The 13,682-nt window shown below is 64.2% G+C and carries 15 protein-coding genes; 10 read left to right on the forward strand and 5 right to left on the reverse strand.

Features of this window, described 5'->3' with window-relative positions; all coding sequences use genetic code 11:
* The 3 genes from Q0L57_RS26700 to Q0L57_RS26710 all read right to left on the reverse strand — a co-directional run.
* A partial coding sequence (locus Q0L57_RS26700; protein ID WP_296746076.1) for a redoxin domain-containing protein occupies positions 1–506 on the reverse strand: 506 nt, incomplete at its 3' end.
* Between the two features lie 196 nt (positions 507–702).
* Positions 703–1,068, reverse strand: coding sequence for a cell division protein ZapA (locus Q0L57_RS26705; RefSeq protein WP_296746077.1), 366 nt, complete (start codon positions 1,066–1,068; stop codon positions 703–705).
* Between the two features lie 18 nt (positions 1,069–1,086).
* Positions 1,087–1,359: a DUF4164 domain-containing protein gene (locus Q0L57_RS26710; protein WP_296746078.1), complete on the reverse strand. Its 273-nt coding sequence runs from the start codon at positions 1,357–1,359 to the stop codon at positions 1,087–1,089.
* 258 nt (positions 1,360–1,617) lie between these two features.
* Here Q0L57_RS26710 and tkt point away from each other — a divergent pair, with 258 nt between their 5' ends.
* From tkt to Q0L57_RS26745, 7 genes are all read left to right on the forward strand, one after another.
* Positions 1,618–3,606, forward strand: coding sequence for a transketolase (gene tkt / locus Q0L57_RS26715; protein WP_296746079.1), 1,989 nt, complete (start codon positions 1,618–1,620; stop codon positions 3,604–3,606).
* Between the two features lie 153 nt (positions 3,607–3,759).
* The gene (gene gap, locus Q0L57_RS26720) at positions 3,760–4,770 is read left to right on the forward strand and encodes a type I glyceraldehyde-3-phosphate dehydrogenase (RefSeq protein ID WP_296746080.1); all 1,011 of its coding nucleotides are present in this window, start codon (positions 3,760–3,762) and stop codon (positions 4,768–4,770) included.
* 196 nt (positions 4,771–4,966) lie between these two features.
* Positions 4,967–6,856 (forward strand): potassium/proton antiporter, encoded by a 1,890-nt coding sequence (locus tag Q0L57_RS26725; RefSeq protein ID WP_296746081.1) that lies wholly within the window; start codon positions 4,967–4,969, stop codon positions 6,854–6,856.
* 103 nt (positions 6,857–6,959) lie between these two features.
* Positions 6,960–8,156 (forward strand): phosphoglycerate kinase, encoded by a 1,197-nt coding sequence (locus tag Q0L57_RS26730; protein ID WP_296746082.1) that lies wholly within the window; start codon positions 6,960–6,962, stop codon positions 8,154–8,156.
* 127 nt (positions 8,157–8,283) lie between these two features.
* Positions 8,284–9,309, forward strand: a complete 1,026-nt coding sequence (locus Q0L57_RS26735; protein ID WP_296746083.1) for a class I fructose-bisphosphate aldolase — start codon at positions 8,284–8,286, stop codon at positions 9,307–9,309.
* 155 nt (positions 9,310–9,464) lie between these two features.
* Complete coding sequence (locus Q0L57_RS26740; protein WP_296746084.1) at positions 9,465–10,208, forward strand: thioredoxin family protein; 744 nt, start codon at positions 9,465–9,467, stop codon at positions 10,206–10,208.
* A 67-nt stretch (positions 10,209–10,275) separates the two neighbouring features.
* Positions 10,276–10,995, forward strand: coding sequence for an SGNH/GDSL hydrolase family protein (locus tag Q0L57_RS26745; protein ID WP_296746085.1), 720 nt, complete (start codon positions 10,276–10,278; stop codon positions 10,993–10,995).
* Positions 10,996–11,013: 18 nt separating this feature from the next.
* Here Q0L57_RS26745 and Q0L57_RS26750 read toward each other — a convergent pair whose 3' ends face one another.
* On the reverse strand, positions 11,014–11,193 hold the full coding sequence (locus Q0L57_RS26750) for a hypothetical protein (RefSeq protein ID WP_296746090.1): 180 nt from the start codon (positions 11,191–11,193) through the stop codon (positions 11,014–11,016).
* Between the two features lie 173 nt (positions 11,194–11,366).
* Between Q0L57_RS26750 and Q0L57_RS26755 the strand changes: the two genes are divergently transcribed.
* The 3 genes from Q0L57_RS26755 to Q0L57_RS26765 all read left to right on the forward strand — a co-directional run bounded on the left by Q0L57_RS26755 (position 11,367) and on the right by Q0L57_RS26765 (position 12,921).
* Positions 11,367–11,531, forward strand: coding sequence for a hypothetical protein (locus Q0L57_RS26755; protein ID WP_296746086.1), 165 nt, complete (start codon positions 11,367–11,369; stop codon positions 11,529–11,531).
* A 241-nt stretch (positions 11,532–11,772) separates the two neighbouring features.
* Positions 11,773–12,183 (forward strand): hypothetical protein, encoded by a 411-nt coding sequence (locus Q0L57_RS26760; RefSeq protein WP_296746087.1) that lies wholly within the window; start codon positions 11,773–11,775, stop codon positions 12,181–12,183.
* An 18-nt stretch (positions 12,184–12,201) separates the two neighbouring features.
* Positions 12,202–12,921: a YafY family protein gene (locus Q0L57_RS26765; protein WP_296746088.1), complete on the forward strand. Its 720-nt coding sequence runs from the start codon at positions 12,202–12,204 to the stop codon at positions 12,919–12,921.
* A gap of 66 nt (positions 12,922–12,987) precedes the next feature.
* On the opposite strand, the gene Q0L57_RS26770 is transcribed toward Q0L57_RS26765, so the two are convergent.
* Positions 12,988–13,682 (reverse strand): DUF1013 domain-containing protein (locus Q0L57_RS26770; protein ID WP_296746089.1); only part of this gene is annotated, 695 nt, incomplete at its 5' end.

Genomic DNA, 13,682 nt, shown 5'->3' on the forward strand with positions numbered 1-13,682 from the left:
GTCAGCTGGATGGAATCGATGACGCGCAGGATCTCGTCGAAGTTGCGGCCCGTGGTCATCGGATAGGTCAGCACCAGCTTGATCTTCTTGTCGGGGCCGATGACATAGACGGAACGCACGGTGGCGTTGTCGGCCGGCGTGCGGCCCTCCGAGCTCTCGCCGGCTCCCGCCGGCAGCATCTCATAGAGCTTGGCGACCTTGAGGTCGTTGTCGCCGATCAGCGGGTAATTCACTGTGTGACCGGTGGCCGTCTTGATGTCCGCCTGCCATTTGTCATGGCTCGACACCGGATCGACTGAAATGCCGATGATCTTGACATTGCGCTTCCTGAACTCGCCTTCGAGCCCGGCCATCGTGCCGAGCTCGGTCGTGCAGACCGGCGTGAAGTTCTTCGGATGGCTGAAAAGCACCGCCCAGCCGTCACCGATCCATTGATGGAAATTGACCGTTCCCTGCGTGGTCTCGGCCGTGAAATCCGGCGCGATATCGTTGATACGAAGGCTCATGACGTGCTCCCTGGCTGACATCTAGCCGGCCTGGGCCAACCCGCCGGCGAGGCTCAGCCCTCTATACCGCCGGACGGCCGGGTTCAAAAGGGCTTGTCTCTATCGGCGCGTCGGCTGCGGCGGAAAAATTTCGTCTTTTCCTGGAAAAGACAGCAGGAATTTCCGCGATGGAGGAGGAGGGTCCGAAGCAGGCGGCTTAAGCCTTTTTCAGCACAAGCGTCGCCGTCAGGTCTTCCATGCGCTGCGCGAGTGCGTCGAGCGCCGTGGTCAGCACGCTGTCGCTCTTGTCGGCCTTGGTCAGCGCCTCGTCGCGCGTCTTGCGCAGCGTCAGCACTTCGCTCTCCATGCCCTTGACCCGCTTGGTGAGCTCCGAAAGCTCGTCCATCACCATGATACCGGCCATCACCGTCAGCCGCTGGTCGCCGATCTCGCCGAACGAATCCTTCAGATGCGAGACATACCGGTCGAAGCGTTCGGCAAGGTCGATCAGATGCTCTTCCTGGCCTTCGTCGCAGGCCATGCGGTACTGCTTGCCGTCGATGGAAACCGTGACCTGTGCCATTGCCCTGCCTGTCCAGCCTTACCGGTCCAGCACCGCGCGGATGGTTTCCATGGCGGTCACCAGCCGGCGCGACACTTCCTTGTTGGCATCTTCCAGCCGCTCGGCGCGCGCTTCCGAATTGTCGAGCTCCTGCGCCAACCGCGAGCGGTCGGAGTTCATGCGCTGCACCTCGGCCTCGGCTTCCGAGTAGTCGCGCTCATGCTCGAGCCGCGCCGCGACGGCGTTTTCGAGCCCTTCCATGGCCTTGCCGAGCCTGGCGATGACTTCCTTGAGGGTCGTTTCCCCGGTCATGGCGTTCGTCCTGTACCCTGCCCATCACCGAATCGCACGCGTTCAGAACGCGTTATGTGGGAAAGATTAGGCACCGGGTGAAGCGCGCGTCAATAAAGCTCTCGCGACTGTCCCCCGCTAACGCTAATGTAAGGCCACGGACAGCATCACAAGCCCGGCAAAAGCCGACCGATTTGTTGACTAAAAGGCCGTGCCTGCTATGTGTCGCCTACCTTTTTTCAAGGCAATCCCGAGAACTCAATCCTACCCGGAGGAAGCATGACCTCGCGCGAACAACATGACCGGATGGCTAACGCGATCCGTTTCCTTTCCATGGACGCCGTCGAGAAGGCGAATTCCGGCCATCCCGGCTTGCCCATGGGCTGCGCCGACATCGCCACCGTCCTGTTCTCCCGCTTTCTGAAATTCGACGCCAAGGCCCCGCACTGGGCCGATCGCGACCGCTTCATCCTCTCCGCCGGCCACGGCTCGATGCTGCTCTACTCGCTCCTCTACCTCACCGGCTACGAGGACATGACGATCGACCAGATCAAGAATTTCCGCCAGCTCGGGTCGAAGACCGCCGGCCATCCCGAATACGGCCACGCCACCGGCATCGAGACCACCACCGGTCCGCTCGGCCAGGGTCTTGCCAATTCGGTCGGCTTCGCGCTTGGCGAGCGCATCATGAACGCCGCTTTCGGCAACGACCTCGTCAGCCACCACACCTATGTGCTTTGCGGCGACGGCTGCCTGATGGAAGGCGTCTCCCAGGAAGCCATCGCGCTTGCCGGTCACCTGAAGCTCAACAAGCTGATCGTCTTCTGGGACAACAACAACATCTCGATCGACGGCCCGGTCTCGCTGGCCGACAACACCGACCAGGTCGCCCGCTTCCAGGCCTCGGGCTGGAACGCCAGCCACATCGACGGCACGGATCCGGAGGCGATCGCCTATGCCATTGAGGCCGCGCGCCATTCCGACAAGCCCACGATGATCGCATGCAAGACGACCATCGGCTTCGGCGCCCCGACCAAGGCCGGCACCAACAAGGCGCATGGTTCGCCGCTCGGCGCCGACGAAATCGCCGGCGCGCGCAAGTTCTTCAACTGGGAATCGCCGCCGTTCGAGATCCCGGCCGACATCCTCGACGCCTGGCGCGCCATCGGCAAGGGCGGCGCCAAGGCGCGCGCCGACTGGGAGGGCCGCCTTGCCAAGGCCGAGCCCAAGCTGAAGGCCGAGTTCGAGCGCCGCCTCGCCGGCAAGCTGCCGTCGAATTTCGACGCCGTCATCGCCGACTACAAGAAGAAGCTCTCGGTCGACAAGCCCAAGGTCGCCACCCGCAAATCCTCTGAAATGGCGCTGGAAGTCATCAACGGCGCGGTGCCTGAGACGATCGGCGGCTCGGCCGACCTCACCGGCTCCAACAACACCAAGACCAGCCAGACCAAGAACATCACGCCGGACGACTACGGCCATCGCTATGTCCATTACGGCATCCGCGAGCATGGCATGGCGGCCGCCATCAACGGGCTGACCCTGCATGGCGGTTTGATCGCTTATGGCGGCACCTTCCTGTGCTTCTCCGACTATGCCCGCCCGTCTATGCGGCTTTCCTCGCTGATGGGCATCCGCTCGATCTTCGTCATGACCCACGACTCCATCGGTCTCGGCGAGGACGGCCCGACCCACCAGCCGGTCGAGCATCTGGCGGCTTTGCGCGCCATCCCGAACCACAACGTCTTCCGCCCGGCCGATGCGGTCGAGACGGCGGAGTGCTGGCAGCTGGCGATCGAATCGGAAAAGACGCCCTCGACCCTGGCGTTGACCCGCCAGAACCTGCCGACGGTCCGCACCGAGTTCACCGAGAAGAACCTCAGCAGCCAGGGCGCCTACGAGCTCGCCGCCGCCAGCGGCGAAGCCGTGGTCACCATCTTCGCCACCGGTTCCGAGGTCGAGATCGCACTCGGCGCACGCGACCTGCTGGAAAAGCACGGTCATCCGACCCGCGTCGTCTCGGTGCCTTGCTTCGAGCTGTTCGACCAGCAGAGCGAGGACTACCGCAACAAGACGATCGGCAACACCAGGATCAAGGTCGCCATCGAGGCAGGCATTCGCCAGGGCTGGGACCATCTGATCGGCACCGACGGCATTTTCGTTGGCATGCATGGCTTTGGCGCTTCCGGCACCATCGAGCAGCTCTATCCGCATTTCGGCATCACCGCCGAAGCGGCGGCAAAGGCGGTGGAATCCCGTCTGCATGGCTGATCGCACCTGGTCCGTCTCGCGGGGTCGCTTGAAGCGATTCCGTGGGGCTGGCCCAAACTAATCGATTTAAATTGAGGCTTCTGCGGCTGGATTCTTTGCCCGCCCGCCGCTATGAAGCCTTCGGACCCATCCCCAGTCCCCAGGGAGAAACAAATGACCGTCAGAGTTGCCATCAACGGATTTGGCCGTATCGGCCGTAACATCCTGCGCGCCATCCACGAATCCGGCCGCAAGGACATCCAGGTCGTCGCCGTCAACGACCTCGGCCCGGTCGAGACCAATGCGCATCTCCTGCGCTACGACAGCGTGCATGGCCGCTTCCCGCATGAGGTGACGGTTGACGGCGACCAGATCTCGGTCGGCAAGGAGAAATTCAAGGTCACCGCCATCAAGGATCCGGCCCAGCTGCCTTGGAAGGATCTCGGCGTCGACATCGCGCTCGAATGCACGGGCATCTTCACCGCTCGCGACAAGGCCGCCGCACATCTCACCGCCGGCGCCAAGCGCGTCATCGTCTCGGCCCCGGCTGAGGGCGCCGACCTCACCGTCGTCTACGGCATCAACCACGACAAGCTGACCAAGGACCACATCGTCATCTCGAACGCGTCCTGCACCACCAACTGCCTGGCGCCGCTGGCCTCCGTGCTGCACGACACCGTCGGCATCGAGAAGGGCATGATGACGACGATCCACTCCTACACCGGCGACCAGCCGACGCTGGACACCATGCACAAGGATCTCTACCGCGCCCGCGCCGCCGCGCTGTCGCAGATCCCGACCTCGACCGGTGCCGCCAAGGCGATCGGCCTCGTGCTGCCCGACCTCAAGGGCAAGCTCGACGGCATCTCGATCCGCGTGCCGACCCCGAACGTCTCCGTCGTCGATCTCAAGTTCATCGCCAAGCGTTCGACCACTCCGCAGGAGATCAACGAAGCGCTGATCGCGGCGTCGAAGGGCAAGCTGAAGGGCGTGCTCTCCGTCACGCATCATCCGAACGTGTCGATCGACTTCAACCACGATCCGCATTCCTCGATTGTGGCGCTCGACCAGACCAAGGTCATGGACGGCAACCTTGTCTCGGTCCTGTCCTGGTATGACAACGAATGGGGCTTCTCGAACCGCATGGGCGACACCGCCGTCGCCTTCGGCAAGACCATCGCCTGATCACGGAGATCACTCCGGAAAATCGAAACGCCCGGCTTCGGCCGGGCGTTTTCGTTTCGGCGGGGCATGGTCGCCGAAACTTCTCGAAAACCAGCGGCATAAGCGAAAAACCACGCTGTCGCCTTGCACCGGTCATGTCTTCGCCCCACTCTCCGGTAAAGCGACGAAAGCGAGGTTTTGGAGGGGGCTATACCGGATGGAGCATGCGATCTATCTCGTGACGCTGGTCGGCGCGGCCCTGATTGTCGCCGCCGCGTTTTCGAGCCTGATCGCCTTCCGCTTCGGCGCTCCGCTGCTCCTTCTCTTCCTCTGCATCGGCCTTGCAACCGGCGTCGACGGCCTCGGCATCCAGTTCGACAATGCGCGGGTGGCTTATTTTGCCGGCTCATTGGCTTTGGCCGTCATCCTGTTCGATTCCGGCTTCGGCACGCCGCTCAACGCCATGCGCCAGGCCGCTGGGCCGGCGCTGTCGCTGGCAACCGTCGGCGTCATCCTGACGACCGGAATTTTCAGCGCAGCTGCCCACTATCTACTCAACCTGAGCTGGCTGGAATCCTCGCTTCTCGGCGCGGCGGTCGCCTCGACCGACGCGGCCGCCGTGTTCTTCCTGCTGCGTGCCGGCGAGATCAATCTGCGTGAGCGCGTCCGCTCGACGCTCGAGGTGGAATCCGGCACCAACGATCCGATCGCCATCTTCCTGACGATCACGCTGGTGGAAATCATCGCCGCGCACACCAATCCGGAAGCGGACGTTCTTGCCACCAACCTCGTGCTCGGCTTCCTCACCAATATGGGGCTCGGCGCCGTCATCGGCGTGCTCGGCGGCTTCGCCATCGTGCGCCTCGTCGAACGGCTGAACCTCGACCACGGCCTCTTGCCGATCTTCGTGCTGACGCTCTCGCTGATGGTGTTCGCTGCCGCCGGCGCCGTCGGCGGCTCGGGCTTCCTCGCCGTCTATCTCGCCGGCCTCGTCGCCGGCAATTCCGACATCCGCGCCGTTACCATATTGAAGCGCTTCCAGGACGGCATGTCGTGGCTGGCGCAGATCATCATGTTCCTGATCCTCGGCCTGTTCGCCACACCGTCACAATTCCCGGCGATCCTGGTGCCGGCGATCCTGCTCGGCCTGTTCCTGATCTTCGTGGCGCGGCCGCTCGCCGTCTGGCTTTGCCTCATCCCGTTCCGCTTGCCGCGTCCTGAAGTCGCCTTCGTTTCCTGGGTCGGCCTGCGCGGCGCCGTCTCGATCCTGCTGGCCATCACGCCGCTGCTCGGTGGGCTGGAGCATGGCCGCATCATCTTCAACGTCGCCTTCATCATCGTGCTGGTATCGCTCGTGGTTCAGGGCTGGACCGTCGGGCCGCTCGCACGCCGCCTCGGCCTCATCGTGCCCGCACGCCTCGGGCCGCTGGACAAGGTCGAGCTGGAGCTGCCGGGCTCGGCCCATCACGAACTGCTCGCCTATCGCGTCGCGCCCGGCAGCCCGGTGGCGCGCGGCGAACGCATCCCGCGCTGGGCGCGCCCCTCGCTTGTGCTGCGCGACGGCCGCTCCATGCGTTTCCAGGACATGGGCAGGCTGGCGGCCGGCGACCAGGTCTATATCTTCGTGCCGGATCGCTACCCGCGCCTGCTCGACAAGCTCTTCGCCAGCCGCGCCGTGGTCGACCCCGAGGATGCCGATTTCTTCGGCGCCTTCGCCGTCGATCCGGCCCGCTCCGCCGCGGAACTGGAAGCCGCCTATGGTCCGGGTCTCACGGAAGCCGAGCAGAAGCTCACGGTCGGCGCGCTGGTCACCGAACGGCTTGGCGGCCGCGCCGAATATGCCGACCGCGTGCTGATCGGCCCGATCGAGCTGATCGTGCGCGACACCGACGAGAAAGGCAGGATCACCGGCCTTGGCCTGTCCTTCGAGCCAACCGCACCGGTGGCCCGTGTGCCGGTTTTCCTGAGCGCCGGCGAGATCGGCGACCGAATCGCCGCCCTGATCCGCAACTGGCGCAAGCCGGCGGAAAGGCATGCCGCCGAGGATGCGCCCATCGATCCGGCGGTACCGGGACCGGATGGACAAAAGGCAACCAGCCAAGGCTGATGTCTCAAGGCGACATCATTTTTGCGCGCGCGTCCCGACGCGGGCCTTGCATCGTCGCCGGTGCCGGGTAAGGTCCCGGCGGTTTTCGCGGAAAGGAACGACCATGGCCGGCTTCAGGACACTCGACGATATCGGCGCCGTCAGCGGCAAGCGCGTCCTGGTGCGCGTCGACCTCAACGTGCCGGTCGCCGACGGCAAGGTAACCGATATCACCCGCATCGAACGGATCGCGCCGACCATCGCCGAGCTTTCCGGCAAGGGCGCCAAGGTGATCCTGCTTGCGCATTTCGGTCGCCCCAAGGACGGACCGACCGCGGAATTCTCGCTGGAGCCGATCGCCAAGGCAACGTCCGAGGTGCTCGGCCGTCCCGTCGGCTTCGCTTCCGACTGCGTCGGCGACAAGGCCGCGGATGCCGTGGGCGCCATGAAGGACGGCGACGTCCTGCTGTTCGAGAACACCCGCTTCCACAAGGCGGAGGAAAAGAACGAGCCATCCTTTACCGACAAGCTCGCCGCCAACGGCGACATCTATGTCAATGACGCCTTTTCCGCCGCGCATCGGGCACATGCATCGACCGAGGGCCTGGCGCGCCGGCTGCCGGCCTATGCCGGCCGCACCATGCAGGCTGAGCTCGACGCGCTGGAAAAGGGCCTTGGCAACCCGGTACGACCCGTGGTGGCCATCGTCGGAGGCGCCAAGGTCTCGACCAAGATCGACCTCTTGATGAACCTTGTGAAGAAAGTCGATGCGCTGGTCATCGGCGGCGGCATGGCCAACACTTTCCTCGCTGCGCGCGGCACCAATGTCGGCAAGTCGCTCTGCGAACATGACCTCGCCGGCACCGCCAAGCAGATCATGATAGAGGCAGCCGAATCGGGTTGCGCCATCGTCCTGCCCGCCGACGGCGTCGTGGCCAAGGAATTCAAGGCAGGCGCGGCAAGCGAGACGGTCGCCATTTCGGACGTGCCGGCCGACGGCATGATCCTCGATGTCGGCGAAAAGACCGTGAAAAGCGTCAATGACTGGATCGACCGCGCGGCGACCTTGGTCTGGAACGGCCCGCTCGGCGCCTTCGAGATCGAGCCCTTCGATCGGGCGACGGTGGCGGCGGCGAAGCATGCGGCGGCACGGACCAAGGAAGGCAAGCTGGTGTCGGTCGCTGGCGGCGGCGACACGGTTGCCGCGCTCAACCATGCCGGCGTCGCCGACGACTTCACCTATGTCTCGACCGCAGGCGGCGCCTTCCTCGAATGGATGGAGGGCAAGCCGCTGCCCGGCGTTGAGGTGCTCAAGCGCTGACGTCTTCAACACTGGGCGAGTTCGTCTCAAGTTCGAAAGCTTTCAATCGATTCGAGCTTTCCGGCGTCATTCCTTTGGCGGTAGTGTTCTGCTAGGCGCGGATAACCACCGTCAGGGAGAAAGCACTATGAGCGAACGTCTCGAAGACATTGCCGCCGCGATCGTCGGCGGCGGCAAGGGCCTTTTGGCCGCCGATGAGAGCTCCGGCACCATCAAGAAGCGTTTCGACGTCATCGGCGTCGAATCCACCGCCGACAACCGGCGCGACTATCGCGAAATGATGTTCCGCTCCAAAGAGGCGATGACCAAATACATCTCCGGCGTCATCCTCTATGACGAGACCATTCGCCAGAAGGCCGCCGACGGCACGCCGCTGGTCGACATCATCAAGGCGGCGGGCGCCATCCCGGGCATCAAGGTCGATGCCGGCGCCAAGGCGCTGGCCGGCTTTGCCGGCGATACCATCACCGAGGGCCTCGACGGCCTGCGCGAGCGGCTGGCGGATTACTACAAGCTCGGCGCCCGCTTCGCCAAATGGCGCGCGGTGATCGACATCGACAGCACCAAGGGCGTGCCGTCCGCCACCTCGATCGGCTCCAATGCGCATGCGCTGGCCCGCTATGCCGCCCTTTGCCAGGAAGCCGGCATCGTGCCTATCGTCGAGCCGGAGGTGCTGATGGACGGCGCCCACGACATCGACACCTGCTACGCGGTCAGCAAGGCCACCTTGCTGAAGCTCTATGACGAGCTTTACGCGGCGCGCGTCGTGCTGGAAGGCACTGTTCTGAAGCCGAACATGGTCATCTCCGGCAAGAAATCAGGCAAGACCGACAGTCCCGAGCAGGTCGCCGAGAAGACGATCAAGCTCTTTCGTGAAACCGTGCCGGTGGCGGTGCCCGGAATTGCCTTCCTCTCGGGCGGTCAGGATGACGAGGAGGCGACCGCCAACCTCAATGCCATCAACGTCATCGGCCCGCATCCATGGAAGCTGACCTTCTCCTACGGCCGCGCCCTGCAGGCGGCCGCGCAGAAGGCCTGGAGCGGCAAGGCTTCGAACCTCGCCGCCGGCCAGGCGGCCTTCACCCACCGCGCCCACATGAACCATCTGGCGGCGCTCGGAAAATGGAAGCCTGCATTGGAGCAGGCAGCCTGATCCAGGCAATTCGGAAGCGACGAAAACCCGGGCCTGCGGCCCGGGTTTTTTGTTTTTTGCGACCATCATCCCCACTTTGAGGCTGCCGGAAACCGGCGCCATGTCGGATCGCGCCGATGTCGAACGTCCTTGGCAGGAGAGGACAGGAGATAGTCATGCATCATCGCAATGCCGTCATTTCCAGCGAGGACTGGTTCGAGGCGCACAAGGCGCATCTCGAGCGCGAGAAAGAACTGACGCGGTTGCGTGACCGCATCGCCGCCGAACGCCGGCAACTCCCCTGGCTCAAGATCCGCAAGGACTATGTCTTCGAAAGCGAGGAGGGGCCGAAGCGCCTCGCCGGACTGTTCGCCGGCAGGAGCCAGTTGATCGTCTACCATTTCATGATGACGCCGGGATGCGACCATCGCTGCACCGGCTGCTCGTTCCTAGCCGACCATATCGACGGCGCCAACCAGCACCTCAGACACCACGACGTTTCGCTGGTCGCCGTGGCACGCGCCCCACTCGACGAAATCCTCCCCTACAAGCACCGCATGGGCTGGAAATTCGATTGGGTCTCGTCCTACGCATCCGACTTCAACTTCGACATGCAGGTGTCCTTCACCGACAAGCAGATCGCCGCTGGTGACACGACGTACAATTTCGAGAAGCGACCGCTGCGGTCGAAGGATCTGCCCGGCTCCAGTGTGTTCTGCCGGGACGAGAGTGGCGACATCTTCCTGACCTTCATGTCACGCGCCCGCGGCGGCGATCCGCTGATCGGCGCCTATCATTATCTCGACATGACGCCGAAGGGCCGCAATGAAACCGGCCCCTATCACGGCTTGATGGACTGGGTGCGGCTTCATGACGAATACCAGGATCGGGCCAAAGGCGGGCCCGACTGCTGCGACTGAGCGGCCGCTCGTTCACCTTGGCCGAAACATGCGCTAATGGGATTCCGTTGTTCCAACGGGGACCGTCATGCAACGCCTGCTCGCCCCTCTCACTTGGCTCGCCTTCCCGGTCTATGTCTGGCAGGGCCTCGGCGTGCGCCGGCGCACGACGCGCATGCTGCCGGCGCAAGGTCCGGTTTTGCATGAGATCGCCGGAAGCGCGCCCGCAGTCTCCCTGCTTGTAATGGGCGATTCTTCCGCCGCCTCGGTCGGCATCGCGAACTCCGAGGACGGTCTGGCAGCGCAGCTCGCCGGGCTCATTGCCGAGCGAAGCGGCCGCAATGTGCGCTGGCGCGCCGCCGGCTTCAATTCGGCGACTTCCGGCCAGATCCGCGATCACGTCCTGCCCAATCTGTCGGCGGACCCGTGGACGCACATCGTTCTGGCGATCGGCACCAACGACACCAAGAATTTCCACTCCGTGCCCCGCTTCAAGAAGGAGTTCGGCGGCCTGCTCTACGCGTTGCGCGCCAAATGGCCGGAAGCGCGTGTGGTCTGGTCGCCGGTGCTGGAATTCACGCGCGCGCCGGCAATGCCCCCGCTGCTCGGCAGGATCCTCGAAATCCGCGCCACCGAGATGAACCGGATGGGTGTGCGCCTCTGCAACGAGCGCGGCGCCGTCCCCGCCGCACGCCTGCCGATCACCAATCCCGAAGCCGGTTTTGCCTCCGACGGCTTTCATGCCTCGGAGGCCGGTTACCGCGCCTGGGCCGAGCATCTCCTGGCGTTTGTGCTTGACAGAGATTGAAGCCCCGCGGGCGTAGTGTCAGGTCAGGTGACCCAATACGGCCGCCAGCGAGATCGCGATGATGGCCAGCAGCGCCAGCTTCCAGAAGTCGCTGCGCCGCTTCAGCCCCGGCCAGCCGATAGGCTTGATGACCTGGATCAGCATGAAGCCGATGATGACAAGGGCGAGCAGTTTCGTCATGCAGCCTTTGACCAGCATCGCGGACGCCTGTCAAAGCCGTTCTCGCGGCCGGAGGCGCACGGCAAAAAGTCGGTTTGCGTGGCCGTCAAAAAGCCTTGCGGCGCCTTCTTCGTCCAGCTGCCAGGCTCCTGACAGACTGCTGTCAGCAGGGGTGTGAGATACTCCTCCCATCAAAAGAGAGGAGTCATGTCATGAACGGTTTCACCATTTTGCGCGGTATGCAGCACTATGTCGGCAGGATCCGTACTGTGCGGAACGAAATCCGCACCCAGCGTTTCCTGAACACTTTGCCGGCGGACATCCGCAAGGACATCGGCTGGCCGGATCTTTATGACGGCCGGGTGCGCGAGAATTGATGGATGGCGTCCAAGCCGCGCGGTTGCGGAGCAGTTTTTTCCGTTGGTGGCTTGGATGTTCGCCGTGTCGCGCCCAGATGTATTGGCGGTCGGAAGCATCGCATCAGGGAAAAGCGCCACGATTTGCCGGTAAGTTTGCCGCAGCCTCCTGACAGTATGTTGTCAGGAGGCATGCGATAGTTGAAGCAGCCTTGCCCCTGACAACGATGAATTCGCACCGTCTATTTCAGAGTGACCTTCGATGGTGAAAAGCTGGAACGACAGGCTGAACACGCCAGGCGTCAACGGCATCAAGCCGTCGCCGCGCACGTTCGGCGATGTCGTCGAGGGGCAGTCCATGCTGGTGCCCACCGCGCGTCAGGTCGACGATTTCATCCGCTCGATACCCGAAGGCGTGGAGATGGATGTGCGTGCTTTGCGTACCGCTCTGGCCGTTGAGCACGGCGCCGAAGTCACCTGTCCTGTCACCATCGGCTACCATCTGCGCACGGTGGCCGAAGCTGCGAACGAGGATATCGAGCGCGGCATGACGCTGAGCGACGTGGCGCCTTTCTGGCGCGTGCTCAGCGCCGAAGCGCCGACGACCGGCCGGTTGTCCTTCGGCGCGCAATTCGTTGCCTTGCAGCGGAAACGCGAAGGGCTGCGGCCATAAACCCCGGGAGAGTTATCAATGCGTCGCGCCGACAGGCTTTTCCAGATCGTCCAGCACCTGCGCGGCGGCCGGTTGGTCACTGCTCAGAAGCTCGGCACCTGGCTTGAGGTTTCCGAGCGGACCATCTACCGCGACATTGCCGACCTGCAGTCGACCGGCGTACCGATCGACGGCGAGGCGGGCGTCGGCTACATGATGAGGGAAGGTTTCGACCTTCCGCCGCTGATGTTCACGCGTGACGAGATCGTGGCGCTGGTTGCCGGCGCCCGCATGGTGCGCGCCTTTGGCGGCGCGACCATGGCAAGAGCGGCCGACGAGGCGCTGGTCAAGATCGGCGCCGTGCTGCCGGACACCGAGAAGGACCGTATCGCCCGCACCGAGATCCACACGCCGATGTGGGTGGTGAGCGACGCCGCGCGCGAAGCGATCGACCTCATCGAACGGGCCGTGGAGAAGCGCCAGGTGCTGACCATCGATTATTCCGACGAGGCAGGCCGCGGCACGGCGCGCGACATCAGGCCGCTCGGACTGTGGTTCTGGGGCAAGGTCTGGACGCTCGTCGCCTGGTGCGAGATGCGCGACGATTTCCGCGCCTTCCGCATCGACCGCATCGCCTCGGTGGTCATCGCCGGGCGCATCTTCAAACCGGAGCGTGGCAAGCAGCTCGCCGATTTCTACCGCGCCGTGGAGCGCAGCGAGGATTACGGCATGGCGCCGGACCGCGCGGCGCGGACGTGATTCCCTCCCAAGCCGCGTCCGCAAAAAAGCCCGCTCGAAGCGGGCTTTTTTCTGGCTGGAAGAACTTTACTCTTCGTCTTCGTCCCTGTCCTTCGACTTGAGCGCCGAGAGCTTGGCGAAGACGGCGTTGGCGTCGAGCTCCTGATCCTCGTCCTTCGGCTTCTCCGGGGCCGGCACGAGCCGCTCGGTCAGCGCCGCCGGCAGCAGCGTGTCGCCGGCGACCGGCTGCGCCTGCTCACGGCCGCGCGAGGCGCGGTTGACTTCCATGTCGAGGTCGATCTGCGAGGCTAGGCCGAGCGTCACCGGATCCATCGGCTGCAGGTTGGCCGAGTTCCAGTGCTTGCGCTCGCGGATCTGCTCGATCGTCGACTTGGTGGTGCCGACGAGGCGCGCGATCTGCGCGTCCTTGAGCTCGGGATGGTTGCGCACCAGCCACAGGATGGCGTTCGGCCGGTCCTGGCGCTTCGACAGCGGCGTGTAGCGCGGTCCCTTGCGCTTGGATTCCGGCACACGGACCTTAGGATCCGACAGCTTCAGCCGGTGGTTCGGATCCTTCTCGGAGCGCGCGATCTCGTCGCGCGTCAGCTGGCCGGTCATGATCGGGTCCATGCCCTTGATGCCCTGCGCCGACTCGCCGTCTGCGATCGCCTTGACCTCGAGCGGATGCAGCCCGCAGAACTGCGCGATCTGCTCGAAGGAGAGCGCAGTGTTGTCGACCAGCCAGACGGCGGTCGCCTTGGGCATCAGCAGCGTATTGGCCA

Origin of the sequence: Mesorhizobium sp. (genome assembly GCF_024509055.1) — a bacterium.
In the GTDB taxonomy this organism is placed as follows: Bacteria; Pseudomonadota; Alphaproteobacteria; order Rhizobiales; family Rhizobiaceae; genus Mesorhizobium.

Bases quoted from the DNA above. Each gene is read 5' to 3' on its own strand.
- Q0L57_RS26755 (WP_296746086.1), top strand. From the start codon at position 11,367: ATGAACGGTTTCACCATTTTGCGCGGTATGCAGCACTATGTCGGCAGG.
- Q0L57_RS26750 (WP_296746090.1), bottom strand. From the start codon at position 11,193: ATGCTGGTCAAAGGCTGCATGACGAAACTGCTCGCCCTTGTCATCATC.
- Q0L57_RS26730 (WP_296746082.1), top strand. From the start codon at position 6,960: ATGGCCGGCTTCAGGACACTCGACGATATCGGCGCCGTCAGCGGCAAG.
- Q0L57_RS26705 (WP_296746077.1), bottom strand. From the start codon at position 1,068: ATGGCACAGGTCACGGTTTCCATCGACGGCAAGCAGTACCGCATGGCC.
- gap (WP_296746080.1), top strand. From the start codon at position 3,760: ATGACCGTCAGAGTTGCCATCAACGGATTTGGCCGTATCGGCCGTAAC.
- Q0L57_RS26735 (WP_296746083.1), top strand. From the start codon at position 8,284: ATGAGCGAACGTCTCGAAGACATTGCCGCCGCGATCGTCGGCGGCGGC.
- Q0L57_RS26725 (WP_296746081.1), top strand. From the start codon at position 4,967: ATGGAGCATGCGATCTATCTCGTGACGCTGGTCGGCGCGGCCCTGATT.
- Q0L57_RS26765 (WP_296746088.1), top strand. From the start codon at position 12,202: ATGCGTCGCGCCGACAGGCTTTTCCAGATCGTCCAGCACCTGCGCGGC.
- Q0L57_RS26710 (WP_296746078.1), bottom strand. From the start codon at position 1,359: ATGACCGGGGAAACGACCCTCAAGGAAGTCATCGCCAGGCTCGGCAAG.
- Q0L57_RS26760 (WP_296746087.1), top strand. From the start codon at position 11,773: ATGGTGAAAAGCTGGAACGACAGGCTGAACACGCCAGGCGTCAACGGC.
- Q0L57_RS26745 (WP_296746085.1), top strand. From the start codon at position 10,276: ATGCAACGCCTGCTCGCCCCTCTCACTTGGCTCGCCTTCCCGGTCTAT.
- Q0L57_RS26740 (WP_296746084.1), top strand. From the start codon at position 9,465: ATGCATCATCGCAATGCCGTCATTTCCAGCGAGGACTGGTTCGAGGCG.
- tkt (WP_296746079.1), top strand. From the start codon at position 1,618: ATGACCTCGCGCGAACAACATGACCGGATGGCTAACGCGATCCGTTTC.